This is a genomic window from Micromonospora sp. NPDC050397 (genome assembly GCF_044901685.1).
Classification (GTDB): domain Bacteria; phylum Actinomycetota; class Actinomycetes; order Mycobacteriales; family Micromonosporaceae; genus Micromonospora_G.
Genome location: NZ_JBJDPS010000004.1, coordinates 118988 through 139178 on the forward strand (window position 1 = coordinate 118988; position 20191 = coordinate 139178).

A 20191-nucleotide genomic window follows, 5' to 3' on the forward strand; every position below is an offset into this window, starting at 1 on the left:
GGGAGTCGACCGGATGTTCGGCCGCCGGACATGTCCGCTTTGCCGCAGCGACCGGCGGCGACCGGCGGCGACCGGCTGGACCGCGAACCCGGCCGGCACCGACTCGTGACCGGACCGGTGCCGACCCGCCGGATGCATCGGCGACCGGCGCCGGGAAAGTGGTGTTCAATGTAGACGCGTTCGAACCGTGGGAGGGGTCACGATGTCCGAGGTTGCCGTCGCGATCGAGACGCACGCGTCCGTCGCCGCCGAACGGCTCGACTCCCTCGCCCGAGGGCTGGCCGAGGACCTGCGGGCCGTGCCGGGACTCCGGGTCGGCAACGCCGGCTCCACCGCGGTCGGCCCCGGCAAGTCGCCCCAGGCGTGGGAGCTGGGCATGCTCCTGGTCGGCGGGGTCTTCTCGGCCACCACCATGCGCACGATCGCCCAGATCGCCATCGCGTACGCCGAGCGGGCCAAGGCGCGCTCGATCCGGCTGCGCAGCGGCGACCACGAACTTGTCATCACCGGCTCCAGCCGGATCGACGATCCGGTCCTGGTCGCCAAGCTGGAGCAGATCTTCGCTGCGGCACCGGCAGCCGCCGGGCCGACCGGCGTCGCCGACCGGGAGGCGCGGCCCGCCGTCGAGGGCGGGCGGGCCGACCACGCCGGCCGCTGAGCGACCATGGGACAGCGACTCGCCCTGCTGATCGCGAACGACCGTTACATCGACGAGTCGCTGGCCGACCTCTACGCCCCGCGCGAGGAGGCCCGCGACCTGCACAGTCTGCTCGCGGACGCGGACGTCGGCGCCTTCGACCACACCGTGCTGCTGGAGAACGAGTCGAAGAGCGCGGTCGAGCGGGCGATCGAGACGATGCTGCGCACCGCCGGCCCGGAAGACCTGATCCTGCTCTACTTCTCCGGCCACGGCATCCGCAGCACCAAACGCGGACGGCTCTACCTGGCGGTCGCCAACACCGAGCTGGACGCGTTGTCCTCCACCGCGGTCTCCGCCTCCTTCGTCCGCGAACTGCTCGACGAGTCCGACGCCGCAAGCTCCGTCATCCTGCTCGACTGCTGTTACAGCGGCGCGTTCGAGGGGCACGGGCTCAAGTCCACCGACGACCTGCCGATCGACGGCGAACTGAGCGCCGGCTACGGCCGGTACGTCATCACCGCCACCAACTCCGTCGAGCGGGCCGACGACGGGCGGCCGGCGACCGAGGTCACGCCCCGGCTCCGGTCCGCCTTCACCGAGACGATCATCCAGGGACTGAGCACCGGCGCCGCCGACATCACCGGCAACGGCCGGATCACCCCGGAGGACCTCTGGCGGTACGTCCGGATGGAACTGCCCCGGCGGGCGCCGAACCAGTCCCCGTGCCAGTTCGGCCGGGCCAGCGACGAGATCCACCTCGCCCTCTCCCGGGACGGGCACCACCGCCAGCGACGCCACCGCGACCAGCGGGAGGTGCGCCTCGGCGACCTGCTCGGCCCGCTCGAACCAGCCGACGACGTACGCCTCTGCGCCACCGAGTGGCGCCGCCGGGGACTGCTCAAGGTGCCGGTCGGCCAGGCCCAACGGATCGACCAGCCGGCCGGCGAACCGGTCTGGCTCGACCTCGCCTCGACCGAGGGGCACCTGCTCGTCGTCGGTCGGGCCGGCACGGGCAAGACCACCCTGCTGCGCACCATCATCGGCGGGCTCGCACTCACCCACACCGACAGCGAGGTCGCCTTCTACTGCCTCGAATCCGGCGGCAACTGGCTCGGCCCGATGCGCCGGCTGCCACACGTACGGGCGGTGGTCGGCGACGACGAGGTGAGCGAGGTCAGCAAACTGCTCGACCAGCTCGAACTCGACGTGCTGCACCGCAAGCGGCTGTTCCGCGAGCACGAGTTGGAGTCACCGACGAGCCTGCGGGCCAAGCGCGCCACGCTCGGCGGTGGGCCGTACCCGGACGTGTTCCTCGTTGTCGACCGCTGGCAGGACTTCGCCAGTCTGGTGCACGACTTCGTCCCCCGGGTCATCGGCCTGGCCAACAAGGGCCTCGGGTACGGCGTCCACGTCGCCGTGATCGACCGGAACTGGCAGAGCATCCCCGAGGAACTGCTCGAACTGCCGCAGTCGCGGATCGAGACCCGGCTGACCCAGCCGGCCGAGTCCCTGGTCAACCCCGACCAGGCCGGTCGCCTCCCGGTCAACCTGCCCGGCTGGGCCCTGCACGGCCGGCAGACGTTCCGGATCGCGCTGCCCGACCTCACCCCGAGCGAGGTCGACGGCGAAACCGAGGTGGTCGAACAGGCGCCCGACGGGGCCGCGCTGATGGTCACCACCATCTCGCAGGCGTGGGGCAGCCCGCCGGTGTCGGGGGGCCTGCCGTCGTGGGGGACACCGCCGCTGCCGGAGACGGGCCCGACCCAGTGGCCGGGCAACCAGGTGCCGTCCCGCGACGACGTGCTCACCGTGCTCGGCGTGCCGGGCTACCCCGAGTTGCTGGAATCCGGCGGGACCGGCACCCGGCTCGGGCCGGACCAACTGCGCGTACCGATCGGTCTCGACGAGAACGGTGCGCCGGTCCTGCTCGACCTGAAGGAGGCGGCCCAGGAGGGGATGGGTCCGCACGGGCTGCTGGTCGGGGCGACCGGCTCCGGCAAGAGCGAACTGCTGCGTACGATCGTCGCCGCCCTCGCGGTCCGGCACACCCCGGAGCAACTGAACTTCCTGCTGGTCGACTACAAGGGCGGAGCGACCTTCGCACCACTGGCGCTGCTGCCGCAGACCAGCGCGGTGATCACCAACCTCGCCGACGACCTGTCGCTGGTCGACCGGGCGGCCGAGGCCCTGGAGAGTGAGCTGCGGCGCCGCCAGGAGATGTTGCGCCGGGCCGGAAATGTGAGCAGCCGGTCGGACTACGAGCGTCTCCGGGTCGACAATCCCGGCCTGGCACCGATGCCGTCGCTGCTGGTCGTCTGCGACGAGTTCACCGAACTGCTCGCCGCCAGGCCGGACTTCGTCGAGGTCTTCGTCCTGATCGGTCGGCTCGGCCGATCGCTCGGGGTGCACCTGCTCCTGGCCAGCCAGCGGTTGGAGGAGGGCAAGCTGCGCGGGCTCGACTCCCAGCTGTCGTACCGGATCGCGCTGCGTACGTTCTCCGCCGTGGAGAGCCGGACCGTGATCGGGGTGCCGGACGCGTACGAGCTGCCCAACGCGCCCGGCCACGGCTACCTCAAGATCGGCACCAGTACGCTCACCCGGTTCCGTGCCGCGTACCTCTCCGCGCCGTACCAGGGACGGTTGCCGGAGCGGCTCTCCGAGAGCGCGGAGTACGCCGGACGCAGCGTGCTCGACATCGTGGTGCTGGCGCTGCGGCTGAACTCCTCCGGCCCCCCGGTGCACCGGGTGTGGCTACCGCCGCTCGGTGAACCGCCGGCCCTCGACACACTGCTGGACCTGGTCGAGGACACGGCACACGGGCTCCGTACCCCCGAACGCGTACCGCTGACGGCACCGGTCGGACTGGTCGACCTCCCCGCCGAGCAGCGACGGGACCGGCTCGTGCTCGACCTCACCGGCCCGGCCGGGAACGTCGCCGTGGTCGGTGGCCCGCGCTCCGGCAAGAGCATGCTGGTGACCACCACCGTCGCCGCGCTCGCACTCACCCACACACCACGTGAGGTGCAGTTCTTCGGCCTGGACTTCGGTGGTGGCGTGCTCTCCGGGCTGGCGCCGCTGCCACACGTCTGCGGGATCGCCAACCGGCGCGACCCGGAGGGAATCCGGCGGACCGTCGCCGAGGTGGTGAACATCCTGGAGGCGAGGGAGAAGACGTTCGTCGATGCGGACATCGCCTCGATGGCCGAGTACCGCCAGCTCCGGGCGGCCGGAGAGTTCCCGGACGACCCGTTCGGCGACGTCTTCCTCGTGGTCGACGGCTGGAGCCTGCTGCGCCAGGAGCACGAGGAACTCGAACAGACCGTCGCCACCCTGGCCTCGCGGGGGCTCGGCTTCGGGGTGCACGTGATCGTCACCGCCGTACGCTGGGCGGAGATCCGGTTGAGTACGCGCGAGCAGTTCGGGCTCCGGCTGGAGCTGCGGCTGACCGACCCGGCCGACTCGGAGATCGACCGCCGGGCCGCCCGGAACGTGCCGAGCGCCGTACCCGGCCGGGGCATCACCCCCGAGCGGATGCACTTCGTCGCCGCCGCGCCCCGGATCGACGGCGGAGCGATGGGGGAGGACGTCGGCGGCGCCATCGGTAAGCTCGCCCGGAAGGTACGCACCTTCTGGCCCGGCGAGCCGGCGCCGGCCGTACGCCGGCTGCCCCGGATGCTCACCGCGGACGAGCTGCACCGGCTCGCCGACCCGCTCCGGCCCGGAATCCCGATCGGGGTGAACGAGACCGCCCTCGCACCCGTCTACCTCGAACCCGCGCTCGACCCGCACCTGACCGTCTTCGGCGACGCGGAGTGCGGCAAGTCCAACCTGCTGCGGCTGATCGCACGCGGCATCGTCGAGCGGTACAGCCCGGCGCAGGCACGGGTCGTCGTCGCGGACTACCGGCGCAGCCTGCTCGGGGTGGTCGAGAGCGAGCACCTGATCGGCTATGCCTCCTCCAACCAGGTCTTCGGCGAACTGCTCGGCCACGTCCGGCTCTCGATGGAGGCCCGGCTCCCACCGCCGGATGTCACCCCCGAGCAGTTGCGCACCCGCTCCTGGTGGACGGGCCCCGAGCTGTACCTCCTGGTCGACGACTACGACCTGGTCGCGACCGGCGGCAGCAACCCGCTGACCGTACTGCTCGAACTGCTGCCGCAGGCCCGCGACATCGGCCTGCACCTGATCCTGGCCCGGCGGGTCGGCGGCCTGGCCCGCGCGCTGTACGAACCGGTCCTGCAACGCCTGCGCGACATCGAGACCCCGGGACTGCTGATGTCGGGCAGGCGGGAGGAGGGCGCGGTGCTCGGCACCATCCGGCCGAGCGCGCTGCCGCCTGGCCGGGGCACCCTGGTACGCCGCCGCGACGGCGCACAGCTCGTCCAGACCGCGCTCACCGAAGCCTGAGACCGGGCCCGCGCTGCTCAGTCCACGTCGGTACAGACGTTGTGCGTCGTGCCGTGCACCATCGTGATGGTCTTGTCGAAGGTCGGGGTGAACGCCACCCGGAACACCCCGTCGACGATCCAGAGACCCCGTGGCAGGGAGCCGGCGTTCTCCCGGAAGCCGAGCAGCACCGGGCCGGTGACGTACCAGGTCATCGAGCCGTCGGTGGCGTACTCGACCAGCGAGCTGCCACCCGCGTCAGCCAGGCTCGTCACCCCGGTTTCCAGGTTCGTCACCTCGTTGAGCAGCGCACCCGTGTACAGCTCCCGCCTCGGCGAACCGTCCGGATACACCGCCAGCACCAGTTTGCGTACCTCGTCCACCACCGGCCTGACCCGAACGGCGAAGTCACAGCGGGCACCGGCCGGCATCTCGAACGCCTCCTGCGGCGCCGGCACCCAACCGCCGTCTCCGCCCAGGTCGCCGCCGGTCGCGGCGGACGCCGTGCCGGGCGCGGTCGCCACCAGTACGACCGCCAGCACGGCGCCGATCCTCAGTCTCCAACGCATGACCACTCTCCCTCTCCCACCGGCAGTTCGGCCCGGCCAGGATCACCGGCACCGCTCACCACGTCCTCACCACGACTGGCCGGGCCGGCAACCGTCGGGGGCGGCCAGGAGGTTTCGGTTGGTATGGAATTCCGGTTACTCGGCCCGTTCGAAGCGCGCCACGACGGCCAGCCCGTCGAGATCGGCAGACGCCGTCAGGAGCGGTGCGTCCTCGCCGTGCTGCTGCTCGCCGCGGGCCGCCTGGTCACCACCGAGCGCCTGGTCGACCTGCTCTGGCACGGTCGCCCCCCGGCCGCGTCGCGCGGTGTCGTGCAGACGTACGTCGGTCGGCTCCGTAGCTCACTGACCCCGTACGGCGTGCACATCCGTACCGTCGGGGACGGTTACCTGGTGGAGGCCGACGGACACCAGGTCGACGTCGAGGAGTTCGGCCGGCTCGTCTCCCGGGCCGGCGTGCTCACCGACCCCACCGAACGGGTACGGCTGCTCGACCGGGCACTGGCGCTGTGGCGCGGCCCCCTGCTCGCCGACAGTGCCGACGAGGAGCTACGGCAACGGCTGCACGGCCCGACCGAGGAACTGCGGTTGGTCGGCATCGAACTGAGGGCCGAGGCGCGGCTCGCCCTGGGGCAGCACGCGCTCGTGGTCAGCGAGCTGAACCCGCTGGTCGGTCAGTTCCCGACCCGGGAACGGCTGGTCTCGACCCTGATGACGGCCCTGCACCGGGCCTCCCGCCAGGGCGACGCCCTGGCGCTGTACCGGACGACGCGACAGCGGCTCGTCGACGACCTCGGGGTGGAGCCGGGATCGCGGCTGCGCGAGACGCACCGTCGGATTCTGCGCGACGACCACCCGCTCGATCGGCCCGCGTACGAGGTGCGGGTGCGTGACGAGGCGCTGCCGTGGGCCGTCGGCGGGCACCCGGCCCTGGATTTCTGCAACACCTTCGCCGGTTGGGGGCTCGGCACCCCGCTGCCCGGCGCGGAGTGGCTGCGCGGTTACCGCACGCTGGCGGTGTGGGCCGGGTACCTGGGTCTTGTCGACGATGTCGAGGTGGACCGACTGGAGACCCTCGCGCGGCGTGAACCGGCCCAGGCCGCCGCCGCCCTCGACGACGCCCGCGTCCTGCGTACCCGGCTCTACGCCTGCCTCACCGACCGGGACGAGCGGGCGTTCGCCGACGTGGGGCGGTTCGCCGAGGCCGCCGCGAGGACGCTGGTGTTCGGGCGGGACGCGGACGGTCGGGGACGGTGGCGGCCGGACCCGGCGACCGGGCTCCGCGTACCGCTGCACGCCGTCGCGTGGAGCGCGGCCGAACTCCTGGCCGACCTGCGCCGGTCCACCGTGCGGGTCTGCACGGAGCCGACCTGCGGCTGGCTCTTCCTGGACGAGACCGGTCAGCGCCGCTGGTGCAGTCTCGCGGCCTGCGGCCGACCAACCGGGGCGGCTCCGTGTGCGCCGGTCGGTCGACCGGGGAGCGCTGGTCGGGTTTCGGGATCTCGGCGCGGCGGGCACTAGGACGGAACAGGTGTCCGTTCAACGGCCGGGAGGTCCGGGTGACCACGTACGGGTTCCACGCATCGCACGAGCAGCTTCCGCCGAGCGAGCTGCTACGCCAGGTGCAGGCCGCCGAGCAGGCCGGCTTCACCCGGGCGATGTGCTCCGACCACTTCGCGCCGTTCGGTCCCGAGCAGGGCGAGTCGGGCTTCGCCTGGTCCTGGCTCGGCGCCGCGCTGGCCACCACCAATCTGCCGTTCGGCGTCGTGAACGCACCCGGTCAGCGTTACCACCCGGCGATCGTGGCGCAGGCCGCCGCGACCCTGGCCGAGATGTTCCCGGACCGGTTCTGGATGGCGGTCGGCAGCGGCGAGGCGGTCAACGAGCACATCACCGGCGAGCGCTGGCCGGCGAAGGACGAACGCAACGCCCGGCTGCTCGAATCGGTCGAGGTGATGCGGGCACTCTTCGCGGGTGAGTGTGTCAGCCACCGGGGGCTGGTCACCGTCGACCGGGCCACACTGTGGACCCGGCCGGCGTCCCCACCGCCGATCTTCGGAGCGGCGGTCAGCCCGGAGACCGCCCGCTGGGTCGGTGGCTGGGCGGACGGTCTGATCACCGTCAACCGTCCGGTGGAGCAGCTCCGGCCGGTGATCGAGGCGTACCGGGAAGGTGGTGGGCAGGGCAGGCCGGTGAAGCTCCAGGTGCACCTGAGCTGGGACCGGGACGAGGAGAAGGCACTGCGGATCGCGCACGAGCAGTGGCGTACCGGAATTCTCGGCAGTGACGTCGCCTGGGACCTGACCATGCCGGCCGAGTTCGCCCGGGCCACCGCGTACGTCCGCCCCGACGACATGCGCGAGCACGTCCTGGTCGGCAACGACCCGGACCGGTTCGTCGCCTGGCTGCGGGAGTACGCCGATCTAGGGGTGGACGAGATCTTCCTGCACCATGTCGGGCTGGACCAGCGCGACTTCCTCGACGTCTTCGGCACCCGGATCCTGCCGGAACTGGCCTGACCCGGGTGCCGTGCGACCGTGTCGGGTTCAGTCGGCCGGTCGCTCCCGGTCGGCGTCGCGGCCGAGAGCGAGCATCCGCAGCGTCTGTTCGCGTCGCCGGACCAGCAGTACACCGATCGCGAGGGTCAGCACCGGTACGGTCGCCAGCGCCACCCACTGGGCCGGCACCAGGTAGATCGCGGGTCCCCTGTGGACGTTGGCGGCGGCCCACCCGCCGAGGGTCGACTCCAGCACGACGACCAGCGCGACGACCGGTGCCAGCAGGACGATGATCCGGCGTCGTACCGGGGCGTCGGTGGTGGCGATCGTGAACAGCAGGGTCAGACAGGCCACGGCGAGGACGGCGGTGTAGAGCGAGAGCACGGTGGGTGACGTGGCGACGAGGTCCGGGCGTCCGATAAGTCCGTCCTCCAGCAGAAGCAGGTCGAACCTCCGCCCATGCCACGCCTCCCCGGGGTGACGGCCCATGCCGGCACTGGCGACCCGGTTGACCAGGAAGACCGTGTCCACCACGACCAGGGCGAGGACCACCCGGACCAGACGCCCGGTGCCGAGCACGGCAAGGGCCCGGCGAGGCGGCGCGGGCACGCCCAGCGCGACTGCCGCGACGACCGTGAGCGCGAGTTGCCACAGGCCGCCGACCACCGGGACCGGCTCGGCGCCGTAGCGCCACAGCAGCAGGATGGTCTCGGCGACCACCGCGGTCCCGGCGAGGCCGGCGGCGGGCCAGCGCAGCCCGACGAGTACGGCGACGCAGACCAGCCCCCAGCCGGCAAGCCGGAGCCACTCGACGAGGTCCAGGGGCGCGTACATCCGGTAGCCGTACGATCCCGGCTCCACGGGTAGCTCCATCACCACCGCGTGACCGGCGAGGGTGAGCAGGGCGAGCGCGGCAAGCAGGCCGGTCACCGTCGCCGCGTCGGACCAGGTGGGGCTGGCGAGACCACGGGCGGTCCTGCCGAGTCGGACCCGCAGCCCGGTGACGACCAGGTCGGCGACGTCGCCGATCCCCGGTCGGCGCTGACCGGGTCGGGCGCCCTCCAACAGGACGGCGAGCATCTCCTCCTCGTACCGGCGGCGGTGTTCCCACGGGTAGACGGCGAGCAGCCGGCGGTAGCGGCTCTCCAGGTCGCGGGCGGTCACGCGAGACCCGCCTCGGGGAGCAGGCCGGCGCGGCGCAGCCGGTCGCCGGCCGTGTCCGCGTTGTGTCGCAGCCGGGCGGCCTCCTCGGCGAGCCGTTGAGCGCCGAGGGCGGTGAGGCGGTAGTAGCGACGCAGCCGCGACTGGACCACCTCCTCCCGGTCGACCTCGATCAGGCCGTCGGTCCGGAGCCGGTCGAGTACGGCGTAGAGCGTGCCGGCACGCAGTTGCACCCGGCCGTCGGAGATTCGTTGCACGTCCCCGATCACGGCGTAGCCGTGCTGCGGTGTCTCCGCCAGGGCGGTGAGGATCAGGAACGTCGGTTCCGTCAGGGGCGGGAGGCTCATGTTGGGAGCATATACCGATCGACGGTATATTAAGACCGTGTCCGTGATCCCGTCAGCCGGGCATGGAGGTCGCCGAAGTGGGTAGGCGCAGGCCCAGCACCGGGGGGTGAGGATGTCGGGCGGTGGACCGACCATCGGCGTGATCGGCTCGTACGGCGGACGCAATCTCGGTGACGAGGCGATCCTGACCGGACTGCTGGCCGACGTACGGTCCGTGCGTCCGGACGCGCACATCATCGTGTTCTCCCGGAACCCGGAGCACACCGGCCGGACCCACCCCGGGGTCGAACCGGCCGCCTGGGACGGGGTCAGGCGGGCCGACTCGGCGGCCACCCTCGCCCGCCTCGACCTGCTCATCCTCGGCGGCGGCGGCATCCTGTACGACAGCGAGGCCCGGCGTTACCTGCGGCTGGTCCTGGCTGCCCAGGAGCGCGGCCTGCCGGTTTTCAGCTACGCGGTGGGCGCCGGCCCGTTGAGCGACCCGGTCGACTGCTCGATGGTGCAGCAGAGCCTCGAACACGCGGTCGAGGTGACCGTACGCGACGACGAGTCACAACTCGTGCTGGAGGAGGTCGGGGTCAACCGGCGGATCAACGTCACCGCCGACCCGGCCTTCCTGCTCGAACCGGAGGAGTTTCCGGTGTCGCTGCTGCACCGCGAGGGGGTACGCCGGGGACGACGGCTGGTCGGCATGAGCGTACGCGAGCCGGGGCGGGCCGCGTCCCGGCTCGACGTCGACGGCTACCACCGCCTGCTGGCCCAGATCGGCGACTTCCTGGTCTGGCGGCTCGACGCGAACGTGCTCTTCGTGCCGATGGAGCGCGACGACATCAAACACTCCCACGGCGTGCTCTCGCACATGACCGCGGCGGACCGGGGCCGCATCCTCAACGGCGACTACTCGCCCCGGCAACTTCTGGGCCTGATGCCACATTTCGACATGGCCGTCGGAATGCGCCTGCACTTCCTGATCTTCGCCGCGATGTCCGGTGTGCCGTTCCTGCCGTTGCCGTACGCGGGCAAGGTCTTCGACTTCGCCCAGCGGGTCGGGGTGCCGGCGCTGAGCGGCCTGGCCCGGGAGGTCGAGGGCCCGCTGCTGGCCGAGGTCGACCAGCTCTGGGACGAGCGGGAGGCGCGGGCCGGGGACACCGCGCGCCGGGTCGACGAGGTACGCGACCAGGCCCGGCTCACCAGTCAGCTCATCACACCACTGCTGAAGCGCCTCTGACCACCACGCCCGGCTCGGCTTTCGATCGCCGAGGTCGGGCTCTGATCACCTCGGCTCGTGGGCTCTGATCACCTCGGCTCGCGGGCTCCGATCACCTCGGCTCGGGCGGCTCTGATCACCCTGGCTCAGGTGGCCGGTCCGCGCCATCGGTAGACCCAGGGCGGCCCCTCGTCGCGCGCCGATTCCAACTCGTACATCTGCGCCTGGGCCAGGCCGCCCTCGCCGAGATGCGGATGGACCAGCGGCGGGCGTCCGTGGCCGTCGAGTTCGACGGTGACCACCGCACCGTCGGCCACCCCACCGACCAGCGGGACCTGCGCGGTCGCTCCCATGCCCTCATCTAACCCGGGCCCGGACCGGCCCGCAGCCGATCGCGCCGGTCACCCTCACCGCTACGGTTCGCCGGCCGGGGCGGGCCGGTCCGGGCCGACAGTCTCAGTGGGCGGGCAGGCTTGGCCCTGGGGCCGACAGTCTCAGTGGGCGGGCAGGCTCGGCCTGGGGCCGACGGTCTCAGTCGGTGAGGTCCCGCATCCAGCGGACCTCGGTGGCGCACTGCTCGTACCCGAACCACCTGTTGATCGCGAGCATCGGCGCGTTGCCGGAGTCGTTGTTGGTGAACGCCTCGACGTAGCCGGCCGCTCGGGCCCGATGCAGCGACGAGGACTTCGCCAGCTTTGCCAGCCCCCGTCCCCGGTGGGCCCGCAGCGTGCCCGCCATGCCGGACATGTAGCGGGTCCCGCCGTCGGTCACCGCGAAGCTGAACGCGGCCACCGCACCGTCGACCGTCACCACCGACGTGAGTTCCGGATCGTGGTCCGGGTGCTGCCAGTACAGCCTCAACCACAGGTCGTAGTCGATCGCGTCCACGGCCACGTCGTCCGGCTCGTCCGCCGCCGCCTCGTTGTCCGCCGCCCAGATCTCCCGCAGGTCGTCGCCGAAGCTCGCCCCGGTGCGCACCCGCACTCCGGGCGGGCTCGGTGGCAGCGGCGGCAGCCCGCCGTCGGCCAACGCCAACCGCTGGAAGTGCGCCGACCGGCCACGCCGGTAGCCGTGGCGCTCGGCGAAGGCCAGCGACCGCTCGTCCTCCAGCGACCAGCAGTAGACGGTCCGGGCGTCGAGGCCGGTCACGTACGCCTCACCGGCATCGAGCAGGGCGCGGCCGGCGCCCCTGCCGCGTCGCTCGGGATGGACGTAGATGTTCAGGTACGCCTGGCCCGGCTCGCTGCTGTCGTAGTAGATCCCGGTCCGGGCGGCGCCGAGCAGCAACCCGTCCGCCTCGGCCAGCAACAACCGGTGGTGCTGGGCGGGCGGCGCCGTCTCCGCCTGCCAGCTCAGCGTCCGTGGGGTCAGCACGAGGTACGGCAACACCGCGCGTAGCACCTCGGCGGCGGCCTCGGCATCGACGGCCGCGCCCGGGCCGGGCGGATCGAACTCGCGGATGGTTACCGTCATGTGCTGGCACGGTACGGATCGACGGCGCGGCGCGCCCGTCATTTTTGCCCCGCGGCATCGCACGCCGGCCAACCGGCACAGCAGCTCCTCGTGGCACGGTCAGCGCCAGAGCACCTGGTCCAGGAACTCCTCGATCGCGGTGACGACCCGGCCCAGCACCGCCGCCGAGCCGGCCAGTGGGCCGGGGACGTACATGCCGTGGTCGGCGTCGGGCACCTCCAGCACGTACGGCGACAGTTCGCGGGCGAGCGCGCCGTCCCAGGCGAGGTCGGCGGTGCCGCCGATCAGCAGGGCCGGTGCGGTGGCCCGACGCAGCGCGTCCACCACCAGCGGCTCGACGGACAGCAGCGGGGTGAGCCAGACCGCCGGCAGCCCCTGTTCGGCGGCGAGCGCGGTCGCGTACGTGCCCAGCGACTTGCCGATCAGCAGCGGCGGGGTGCCGGCGGCCTCGGCGGTCACCTCGTCCAACACGGGGGTGACGTGCCCGGCCACCCATGCCTGCCGGTCGTCCGGCGACACCTGCCTCGGATCGGTCGTCCAGGAGACCGGCCGCACTCGGGCACCCCGTGCCTGTGCCGCGTCCGAGGCGTACGCCAGCAGCGGCGCCTGGGGACCGTAGCCCCCACCGGGGATCACGACGGCGTTCCGGTTCCTCGTCGACTCGGTCATCCTGCGAGGCTATCGAGGCCGAGAGGCGGATAACACCGGACCGCGCGTACGTCCGGGTGGCTCCGCCGCGCGACTAGCCTCAGGTGTTAGGAAGGGACCCTTCCTCTACCAAAAACGATAAGAAGGGGCCCTTCCTTGCGGGTGGTGCATGGGGTGTGGGTGGTGGGGGGGACGCTTGCGCTCTGGGGGGAGGAGTCGGGGGCGGCGGTGTCGGTGGTGCGGCGGGCGGGGCGACCGCCCCGGGATCGGCCGCACCCGTTCGCCGCCGGGCACGCCGCGCTCGCCGAGACGCTCGGCGAACTCGCCGCGAAGGCTGCCACCAGCACCGCGCTGCTCACCCTGCCGACCCGGGGCGGGGCCCCGGCCGACTCGCCCGAACTGGTACGCGGCGCGGACGCCGCCGAACCGGTCGGCGGGCGGCTCACCCTGGCCGGCTGGCGGGTGCCGACCCTGGAGTACGACGCCGACCACGCGCTGTCGGTGTTGCGGGCGTTGGCCGACGAGCCGACCGTGGTCCGGGGTGGCACCCTTCGGCTGATCGAGGAGTTGGCCGGCTGCGCCGCCGATCTGGTCGTCCGGGGCCGTACGCTGCCCGGCGTGCTGTCCGCCCGGGACGAGGACGGTGGCGGTGGCGAGGACGGGGACGGTGGCGGGGGCGGTGACGCGGTCGCGGTCTGGCGCCCGTTGCTCAGCGGCGCGGACGCGGCCCGGGTACGGTCCCTGGCCATGGCCCTGCCGCCCGCCGTACGGGCGGCGCAGCCGCAGGTCTCGGCCTCGGCGCTGGTCGCCGACGCCCTGGACGCGTTGACCGATGCCGCCGCCCGGACCGCGCTGGAGGGGGTACGCCTGATCGACTCCCGGGCCACCGGCGTCTCGCCCGGCGTACGGGCCTGGTTGCGGGCGCTGACCGGCCGGCAACGGCGGTTCACCATCTCGGCGGCGGCGTTGGCCACGTTGACCGGGGAGGTGAGCGGGTGGCAGCGCGACGCCGCCGGCAGCCCGGTACGGGCCTGTTTCCGGCTGGTCGAACCGCCGTTGTCGGAGGGCGACGGCCCGGATGACGATGACCCGCAGGGCGCGGCCGACGGGGTCGGGATCGAGGTGGACCAGGGGGACGGCTGGCGGTTGGAGTTCGCGCTCCAGTCCGCCGAGGAGCCGAGCCTGGTCGTCGGCGCGGACCGGATCTGGCAGGCCCGGGGCGGGCTGCGTGCGCTGGCCCTGCACCTCGACGCGCCGCAGGAGACGTTGCTGGCCGAACTCGGCCGGGCCAGCCGGCTCTGGCCGGAGCTGACCGACGCGCTGCGTACGGCCATGCCGGCTGGGCTCACGTTGGACACCGAGGGGGCGCACCGGTTCCTGCGCGACGGGGCGCCGGTGCTGCACGCGGCCGGCTTCGGGGTGCTGCTGCCCTCCTGGTGGTCCCGGCCGAGCGCCCGGCTCGGGGCCAGGTTGCAGGCGAAGAGCCGGACCGCGCCGGGTACGGTCGCCGTACGCGGCTCGCTCGGGCTGGACGCGCTGGTCGACTACAGGTGGGAGCTGGCCCTCGGCGACCAGCCGCTCTCCGCCAGGGAGCTGCGTGACCTGGCCAAGCTCAAGTCCCCGCTGGTACGCCTGGGTGGCCAGTGGGTCGAGCTGGACGCCCGGCGGCTGGCCGCCGGACTGAAACTGCTCCGCGACGGTGGCGAGCTGACCGTCGGCGACCTGCTCCGGATGGGGCTGGCCAGCCCGGACGAGCCGGACGCGCTGCCGGTGCTCACCGTCGCCGCCGACGGTCCGCTCGGCGACCTGCTGGCCGGGCAGGCCGAGCGGCACCTGACCCCGAGGGACGAGCCGCCCGGGTTCCGGGGCGCGCTGCGGCCGTACCAGAAGCGGGGTTTGGCCTGGCTGGCGTTCCTCCAGTCGCTCGGCCTGGGCGGGGTGCTCGCCGACGACATGGGGCTGGGCAAGACCGTGCAGTTGCTGGCCCTGCTCGCCGGGGACGAGCCGACCGACGGGCCGACGCTGCTGGTCTGCCCGATGTCGCTGGTCGGCAACTGGCAACGGGAGGCGGCGAAGTTCGCGCCGGAGCTGCGCGTACACGTGCACCACGGGGCCGAGCGGGCGCGCGGGGCGACGTTCGCGGCGGCGATGCGGGACGCGGACCTGGTGTTGACCACGTACTCGGTGGCGGCGCGGGACGCGGCGGAGCTGGCCGAGGTCGACTGGCACCGGCTGGTGGTGGACGAGGCGCAGGCGATCAAGAACGCGGCGACCCGGCAGGCCGAGGCGGTCCGCGCGCTGCCCGCCCGACACCGGATCGCGGTCACCGGTACGCCGGTGGAGAACCGCCTCGCCGACCTCTGGTCGATCATGGAGTTCGCCAACCCCGGCCTGCTCGGCACCGCCACGGAGTTCAAGAAGCGGTACGCGGTGCCGATCGAGCGGCACGCCGACGACGACGCGGCGCAGCGGCTGCGCCGGATCACCGGCCCGTTTGTGCTGCGGCGGGTCAAGACCGACCGGTCGATCATCTCCGACCTGCCGGAGAAGCTGGAGATGGAGGTGCTCTGCAACCTCACCGCCGAACAGGGCTCGCTCTACCAGGCGGTGGTGGACGACATGATGGCCCGGATCGAGTCCAGCAGCGGAATCGAGCGGCGCGGACTGGTGCTGGCCACCATGACCAAGCTCAAGCAGGTCTGCAACCATCCGGCGCAACTGCTGCGCGACGGCTCCGCGTTGACCGGCCGGTCGGGCAAGCTGGCCCGGCTGGAGGAGATCGTCGACGAGGTGCTCGCGGCGGGGGAGAAGGCCCTGCTCTTCACCCAGTACGCCGAGTTCGGCAACATGCTCCGGGCGCAACTCTCGGCCCGGCTCGGGCGCGAGGTGCTCTACCTGCACGGCGGAGTCGGCAAGGCCGAGCGGGACGACCTGGTGACCCGGTTCCAGGCCGAGGCCGGGCCGCCGCTGTTCGTCCTGTCGCTCAAGGCCGGCGGCACCGGGTTGACCCTCACCGCGGCGAACCACGTGGTGCACGTGGACCGCTGGTGGAACCCGGCGGTGGAGGACCAGGCGACCGACCGGGCGTTCCGGATCGGCCAGCGCCGGGCGGTGCAGGTGCGCAAGTTCGTCTGCGCCGGCACGGTGGAGGAGAAGATCTCCACGATGATCGCGGAGAAGCGCGGCCTGGCCGCGAGGATCGTCGGCACCGGCGAGCAGTGGGTGACCGAACTGTCCACGTCGGAGCTGCGCGGACTGTTCGCGCTGGAGGCCGGGGCGGTGGTCGAGTGAGCGAGCAGGGTGGCGGTGGCGGTGCGGTGAGCGAGCAGGGTGGCGGCGGTCGGTTCGCCGAGTTCGGTCGGCCGCGCAAGGTCGACGGCGGGCTGCGGGCGCGTACCGCCCGGGGGTCGATCGGCGCGTCCTGGTGGTCCCGCCGGTTCGTCGACGTACTGGAGTCGTTCGCGCTCGGCACCCGGCTCACCCGTGGTCGGGCGTACGCCCGCGCCGGTCAGGTGCTCTCGCTGGAGGTCGCGCCGGGCGTGGTCTCCGCCGTGGTGCAGGGTTCCCGACCCCGGCCGTACGCGGTCACGGTGCGGCTGCGTCCGTACGACGCGGAGGTCTGGGGTCGGATCGAGACGGTGCTCGCCGGGCAGGCGTTGTTCAGCGCCCAGCTTCTCGCCGGGGACCTGCCGCCGGAGTTGGAGCGGGTGTTCGCCGAGGCGGACGCGCCGCTCTTCCCGGCCGCGATCGGCGACCTGGCGATGCGCTGCAACTGCCCGGACTTCGCGGTGCCGTGCAAGCATCTCGCCGCCTCGTTCTACCTGCTCGCCGAGGCGTTCGACGCCGACCCGTTCCAGTTGTTGCACTGGCGGGGCCGGACCCGGGAAGAACTGCTCGACCGCCTGCGTACGCTGCGCGCGGCGGCTGGAGCGTCCGGTGCCGGGTCGGCGGCGGCGCCGGCCGGGGATCGCCCCGGTGGCGGCGGACGTGCGGTCGACCGGGTCCCCGAGCACGTGGTCGAACCGTTGCCCGGCAGTACCCCGTCCCCGTCCCCGGTGGCCGGTGCTGGACTGGCCCTGGCCGACCTGCCCGACGTCCCGCTCGGCGCGGTGGTCGACCGGTACTGGGTGCCGCCCGTGCCGTTGCCGGAGCCGGTGCCGATCCTGGCCACCGAACCGGACCTGCTGCTGCGTCAGCTCGGTCCGCCCGGTGCGGCGATCGGCGGCCCCGGGCTGGTCGAGCGGCTACGCCGGGCGTACACCCGGTTCGGTGAGCCACCCGAGTGACCAGCCGTCGCGGCGAGCCACCGGAGTGACCACCCGGTTCGGTGAGTCACCCCGGAGTGACCGGTCGTCGCGGCGAACCGCCGCAGTGACCGGTCGGGAGGTCAATGGTGCAGGCGGCGCACCCGCCAGGCGAGCACGCTGGCGGCGGCGAGCACCACCGGGGCGGCGACCGCCGCCACCCAACCGCCGATCACCACGACGGCCGGTACGGCGCTCCAGAGTATGACGGTCAGCAGGAGCAGAAGCCTGCCCCGGCGGGCCTGCGCACGATCGCTGAGCCGGGCGACGAAGTCCGGGTCGCTGATTCTCAGCTGTCGGGTGATCTCGTCGAACCGACGCTGATCCTCTTTGCTGAGCATGGCGGCAGCCTTCCCCTCACGCGTCAACGGTCTGGCGCGGGGATACCCGATCCGGCGCCGCTCTCACTCCTGCTCGGAACAGCGACTTCGTACGCACCACAAACAGCCGCAGATTTTGCTTAATCCATCCTTAAGTTTGCCTTTGTGGCCGGATCCATCAAGAAGATCCGCGCAGGTTACAGACAATGTCGCGGCGGTCGGGCTGGGGGCATCGTCGCTGCTGGCGGCCGTGATCGGCCGGTCCGGTGGATACCGTTCACCGGTGATTCCCCTGAACCGCGTCTTAAGTGGCTCCGGCGGTGGGATTCGGCGACCTTGAAGCACATACCCGGCTTGGCTACCTTGCCGTAGCAACCCCCTAGAACCGCCGCCGGACCACCCGCACCTGCCGTTGTGTCGCGGAGCCGATCCGGCGTGCCTCAGCAGACGGATTGGTACATGGCTGACCAGAATGTGCCACCACGCCGATCGCGTGACGACAGCCCCTGGGACGGTCGACCCCAGCCCGGCGCCGACGGATACCGGGCCGCGCCCGACGCCCCGTCGTACCGCCGCAAGGCCGCGGGCAACGGAGACCGCCCGGACGCGCGCTACCCGCAGTCGGCGGGGCACCAGCAGTACGCGGGCTACTCCCAGCCGGCCGCCCAGTGGGCACATCAGCAGTCCGGCCAGCAGGTCGACCAGTGGACCCAGGAGCACCGGGCCGGTGGACCGGGTCGGCGCGGCCCGCAGTGGGTCGGCCCGGAGGGGCTCGAGGCACCCGAGCCCGGCCCGTACGCCGGTCCGGGTGAGCTGCCCGAACTCGAGGACGAGCAGGAACCGGGCAGGTCGAACGGCCGGCGCCGGGCACTGATCACGCTGACCGGTGCGGCGGCGGTGGTGGCCGGTGCCGGTGCCATCGCGGTGGCCTCCCGCAACGGCGACCTGGTGGACCGGTTCCTCGGTCACACGCCGTTCGGCAACGGCAACGGCAATGCCACCGCCGCCGCGGTCACCGACGGCAGCGCCGACCGCCCCAGCGGCCAGCAGCCCAGCACGGTGCGCACCTACACCGAGCAGAACGAAAGCTACATGGGCTCCAAGGCGGGCCAGGAGCTGAAGAAGAACTCGCCGGCCAGCGGGCGCACCCTCGGCGGGCCCGGCATCGCGGCCGCGCAGACCGAGGTCACGGTCAAGACCGTGCTGGCCAAGGACCCGATCCGGCACCTCGCCACCCGGGCCACCTTCGGTGCCACGCCGAAACTGCTCGCCGAGATCAAGCTGCTCGGCATCGACGAGTGGCTGCGCCGGCAGCTCGACCCGGAGAAGATCGCGCCGACCAAGGCCGAGCTGAAGCTCTCCGAACTGCCCACGCTGAACATGTCGATCAAGCAGCTCCGCGAGCGCCGCGACACGGTCAAGGACGTCGACAACGCCGACCACGAGTTCGTCTGGGCGACGATCGCCCGGCAGATCTGGTCGGAGCGGCAGCTCTACGAGGTGATGGTCGACTTCTGGAACGACTTCCTGCACGTGGCGGCGTACTACGACGGCAGCGACATCCAGCGTTCCTCGTTCGACCGGGACGTGATCCGCAAGCACGCGCTCGGCAACTACGCCGACATGCTGGTCGCCGCGAACACCCACCCGGCGCTGCTGACCTATCTCAACCAGAGCCAGTCGCACAAGGACGCGATCAACGAGAACCTGGCCCGGGAGAACCTGGAGCTGTACTCGGTCGGCGTCGACGGCGGTTACACCGAGATGGACGTACGGCAGGCCGCGATGTTGCAGACCGGCCTCGGCGTGGACAAGGACGAGTACCTCTACCGGGCCAACCGGCACTACGTCGGCAAGGTGAGCATCCTCGGCTTCAAGAGCGACAACAGCTCGGCCGAGGGCGGCGAGGCGGTGATCAAGGCGTACCTGCGGCACCTGGCGCTGCACCCGTCGACCGCGAACTACGTCGCGCAGAGCCTGGCCACCCGCTTCGTCTCGGACACCCCGCCGAAGACGCTGGTCGACCGGCTGGCCAAGTCGTACAGCGCGAACAAGGGCGCGATCAAGCCGGTGCTGATGACCCTGTTCAGCTCCACCGAGTTCTGGGGCTCGGTGGGCCAGAAGGTACGCCGCCCGATGGAGTACCTGGTCGCCACGTACCGGGTGCTCGGCGTGCAGCCGGACCCGTCGCCGGGCTACCAGAAGCCGGCCAACCTCAGGCGGACCCCGTTCGCCGACGGGCTGAGCCAGATCAAGAACAAGATGGAGCAGCTCGGCCAGTTCCCGGCGGGTCTGTCCACCCCGAACGGCTACCCGGACGTGTACGTCGCCTGGACCTCGGCCGGGACCATGGTCAGCGGCTGGAACGAAGCCCACGACGTGATCAACGGCAACCGGAAGATGTTCTCCTACACCGCGCCGCAGAACCTGGTCGCCGCCCCGCCGGCCACCGCCGGGGCGTACCTCGACCTCCTGGCCCAGCGGCTGGTCCACCAGAAGCTGACCGACCGGGAGAAGAACCTGATCCTCGGCATCGCCGGAGTGACCTCGGGGACGAAGGTCGACCCCACGTTCAACGGCGCGATCACCGCGATCGCGCGGGCCCTCCTCGCCTCCCCCCAGCACCACCTCCGGTGAGCTA

The 20191-nt window shown here is 72.2% G+C and carries 15 protein-coding genes; 8 read left to right on the forward strand and 7 right to left on the reverse strand.

Going from position 1 to position 20191, the window contains the following annotated elements:
* Nucleotides 1–202: 202 nt before the first annotated feature.
* Complete coding sequence (locus tag ACI2K4_RS16290) at nucleotides 203–658, forward strand: hypothetical protein (RefSeq protein WP_404512067.1); 456 nt, start codon at nucleotides 203–205, stop codon at nucleotides 656–658.
* A gap of 6 nt (nucleotides 659–664) precedes the next feature.
* Nucleotides 665–5047: a type VII secretion protein EccCb gene (gene eccCb, locus ACI2K4_RS16295; protein WP_404512069.1), complete on the forward strand. Its 4383-nt coding sequence runs from the start codon at nucleotides 665–667 to the stop codon at nucleotides 5045–5047.
* Nucleotides 5048–5064: 17 nt separating this feature from the next.
* Here eccCb and ACI2K4_RS16300 read toward each other — a convergent pair whose 3' ends face one another.
* Complete coding sequence (locus ACI2K4_RS16300; RefSeq protein WP_404512071.1) at nucleotides 5065–5595, reverse strand: hypothetical protein; 531 nt, start codon at nucleotides 5593–5595, stop codon at nucleotides 5065–5067.
* Nucleotides 5596–5718: 123 nt separating this feature from the next.
* Here ACI2K4_RS16300 and ACI2K4_RS16305 point away from each other — a divergent pair, with 123 nt between their 5' ends.
* Together ACI2K4_RS16305 and ACI2K4_RS16310 are read left to right on the forward strand one after the other, a co-directional pair.
* The gene (locus ACI2K4_RS16305) at nucleotides 5719–7113 is read left to right on the forward strand and encodes a BTAD domain-containing putative transcriptional regulator (protein WP_404512073.1); all 1395 of its coding nucleotides are present in this window, start codon (nucleotides 5719–5721) and stop codon (nucleotides 7111–7113) included.
* A gap of 38 nt (nucleotides 7114–7151) precedes the next feature.
* On the forward strand, nucleotides 7152–8111 hold the full coding sequence (locus tag ACI2K4_RS16310) for a TIGR03885 family FMN-dependent LLM class oxidoreductase (protein ID WP_404512075.1): 960 nt from the start codon (nucleotides 7152–7154) through the stop codon (nucleotides 8109–8111).
* A 27-nt stretch (nucleotides 8112–8138) separates the two neighbouring features.
* Here the strand turns inward: ACI2K4_RS16310 and ACI2K4_RS16315 are convergent, their stop codons facing one another.
* Nucleotides 8139–9254, reverse strand: a complete 1116-nt coding sequence (locus ACI2K4_RS16315; protein WP_404512077.1) for a hypothetical protein — start codon at nucleotides 9252–9254, stop codon at nucleotides 8139–8141.
* On the reverse strand, nucleotides 9251–9598 hold the full coding sequence (locus tag ACI2K4_RS16320) for a PadR family transcriptional regulator (RefSeq protein ID WP_404512079.1): 348 nt from the start codon (nucleotides 9596–9598) through the stop codon (nucleotides 9251–9253). Before ACI2K4_RS16320 ends, ACI2K4_RS16315 begins: the two co-directional genes overlap by 4 nt.
* A gap of 112 nt (nucleotides 9599–9710) precedes the next feature.
* Here ACI2K4_RS16320 and ACI2K4_RS16325 point away from each other — a divergent pair, with 112 nt between their 5' ends.
* Nucleotides 9711–10826, forward strand: coding sequence for a polysaccharide pyruvyl transferase family protein (locus ACI2K4_RS16325; protein ID WP_404512081.1), 1116 nt, complete (start codon nucleotides 9711–9713; stop codon nucleotides 10824–10826).
* Nucleotides 10827–10951: 125 nt separating this feature from the next.
* Here the strand turns inward: ACI2K4_RS16325 and ACI2K4_RS16330 are convergent, their stop codons facing one another.
* From ACI2K4_RS16330 to ACI2K4_RS16340, 3 genes are all read right to left on the reverse strand, one after another.
* On the reverse strand, nucleotides 10952–11158 hold the full coding sequence (locus tag ACI2K4_RS16330) for a hypothetical protein (RefSeq protein ID WP_404512083.1): 207 nt from the start codon (nucleotides 11156–11158) through the stop codon (nucleotides 10952–10954).
* Nucleotides 11159–11336: 178 nt separating this feature from the next.
* Nucleotides 11337–12278: a GNAT family N-acetyltransferase gene (locus tag ACI2K4_RS16335; protein ID WP_404512085.1), complete on the reverse strand. Its 942-nt coding sequence runs from the start codon at nucleotides 12276–12278 to the stop codon at nucleotides 11337–11339.
* Nucleotides 12279–12377: 99 nt separating this feature from the next.
* On the reverse strand, nucleotides 12378–12947 hold the full coding sequence (locus ACI2K4_RS16340; protein WP_404512087.1) for an alpha/beta hydrolase: 570 nt from the start codon (nucleotides 12945–12947) through the stop codon (nucleotides 12378–12380).
* Nucleotides 12948–13082: 135 nt separating this feature from the next.
* On the opposite strand from ACI2K4_RS16340, the gene ACI2K4_RS16345 reads away from it, so the two are divergent.
* Together ACI2K4_RS16345 and ACI2K4_RS16350 are read left to right on the forward strand one after the other, a co-directional pair.
* Nucleotides 13083–16217, forward strand: coding sequence for a DEAD/DEAH box helicase (locus tag ACI2K4_RS16345; RefSeq protein WP_404512089.1), 3135 nt, complete (start codon nucleotides 13083–13085; stop codon nucleotides 16215–16217).
* Complete coding sequence (locus tag ACI2K4_RS16350) at nucleotides 16214–17212, forward strand: hypothetical protein (protein ID WP_404512091.1); 999 nt, start codon at nucleotides 16214–16216, stop codon at nucleotides 17210–17212. The genes ACI2K4_RS16345 and ACI2K4_RS16350 overlap by 4 nt, the downstream gene beginning before the upstream one ends.
* 101 nt (nucleotides 17213–17313) lie before the next feature.
* On the opposite strand, the gene ACI2K4_RS16355 is transcribed toward ACI2K4_RS16350, so the two are convergent.
* Complete coding sequence (locus ACI2K4_RS16355; protein ID WP_404512093.1) at nucleotides 17314–17571, reverse strand: DUF3040 domain-containing protein; 258 nt, start codon at nucleotides 17569–17571, stop codon at nucleotides 17314–17316.
* Between the two features lie 438 nt (nucleotides 17572–18009).
* Between ACI2K4_RS16355 and ACI2K4_RS16360 the strand changes: the two genes are divergently transcribed.
* Nucleotides 18010–20187, forward strand: coding sequence for a DUF1800 domain-containing protein (locus ACI2K4_RS16360; RefSeq protein ID WP_404512095.1), 2178 nt, complete (start codon nucleotides 18010–18012; stop codon nucleotides 20185–20187).
* The last annotated feature ends 4 nt before the right edge of the window (nucleotides 20188–20191 follow it).

Coding starts and splice junctions, on each gene's coding strand:
- ACI2K4_RS16305 (WP_404512073.1), top strand. CDS start 5,719: ATGGAATTCCGGTTACTCGGCCCGTTCGAAGCGCGCCACGACGGCCAG.
- ACI2K4_RS16320 (WP_404512079.1), bottom strand. CDS start 9,598: ATGAGCCTCCCGCCCCTGACGGAACCGACGTTCCTGATCCTCACCGCC.
- ACI2K4_RS16300 (WP_404512071.1), bottom strand. CDS start 5,595: ATGCGTTGGAGACTGAGGATCGGCGCCGTGCTGGCGGTCGTACTGGTG.
- ACI2K4_RS16340 (WP_404512087.1), bottom strand. CDS start 12,947: ATGACCGAGTCGACGAGGAACCGGAACGCCGTCGTGATCCCCGGTGGG.
- ACI2K4_RS16325 (WP_404512081.1), top strand. CDS start 9,711: ATGTCGGGCGGTGGACCGACCATCGGCGTGATCGGCTCGTACGGCGGA.
- ACI2K4_RS16355 (WP_404512093.1), bottom strand. CDS start 17,571: ATGCTCAGCAAAGAGGATCAGCGTCGGTTCGACGAGATCACCCGACAG.
- ACI2K4_RS16330 (WP_404512083.1), bottom strand. CDS start 11,158: ATGGGAGCGACCGCGCAGGTCCCGCTGGTCGGTGGGGTGGCCGACGGT.
- eccCb (WP_404512069.1), top strand. CDS start 665: ATGGGACAGCGACTCGCCCTGCTGATCGCGAACGACCGTTACATCGAC.
- ACI2K4_RS16335 (WP_404512085.1), bottom strand. CDS start 12,278: ATGACGGTAACCATCCGCGAGTTCGATCCGCCCGGCCCGGGCGCGGCC.
- ACI2K4_RS16360 (WP_404512095.1), top strand. CDS start 18,010: ATGGCTGACCAGAATGTGCCACCACGCCGATCGCGTGACGACAGCCCC.
- ACI2K4_RS16290 (WP_404512067.1), top strand. CDS start 203: ATGTCCGAGGTTGCCGTCGCGATCGAGACGCACGCGTCCGTCGCCGCC.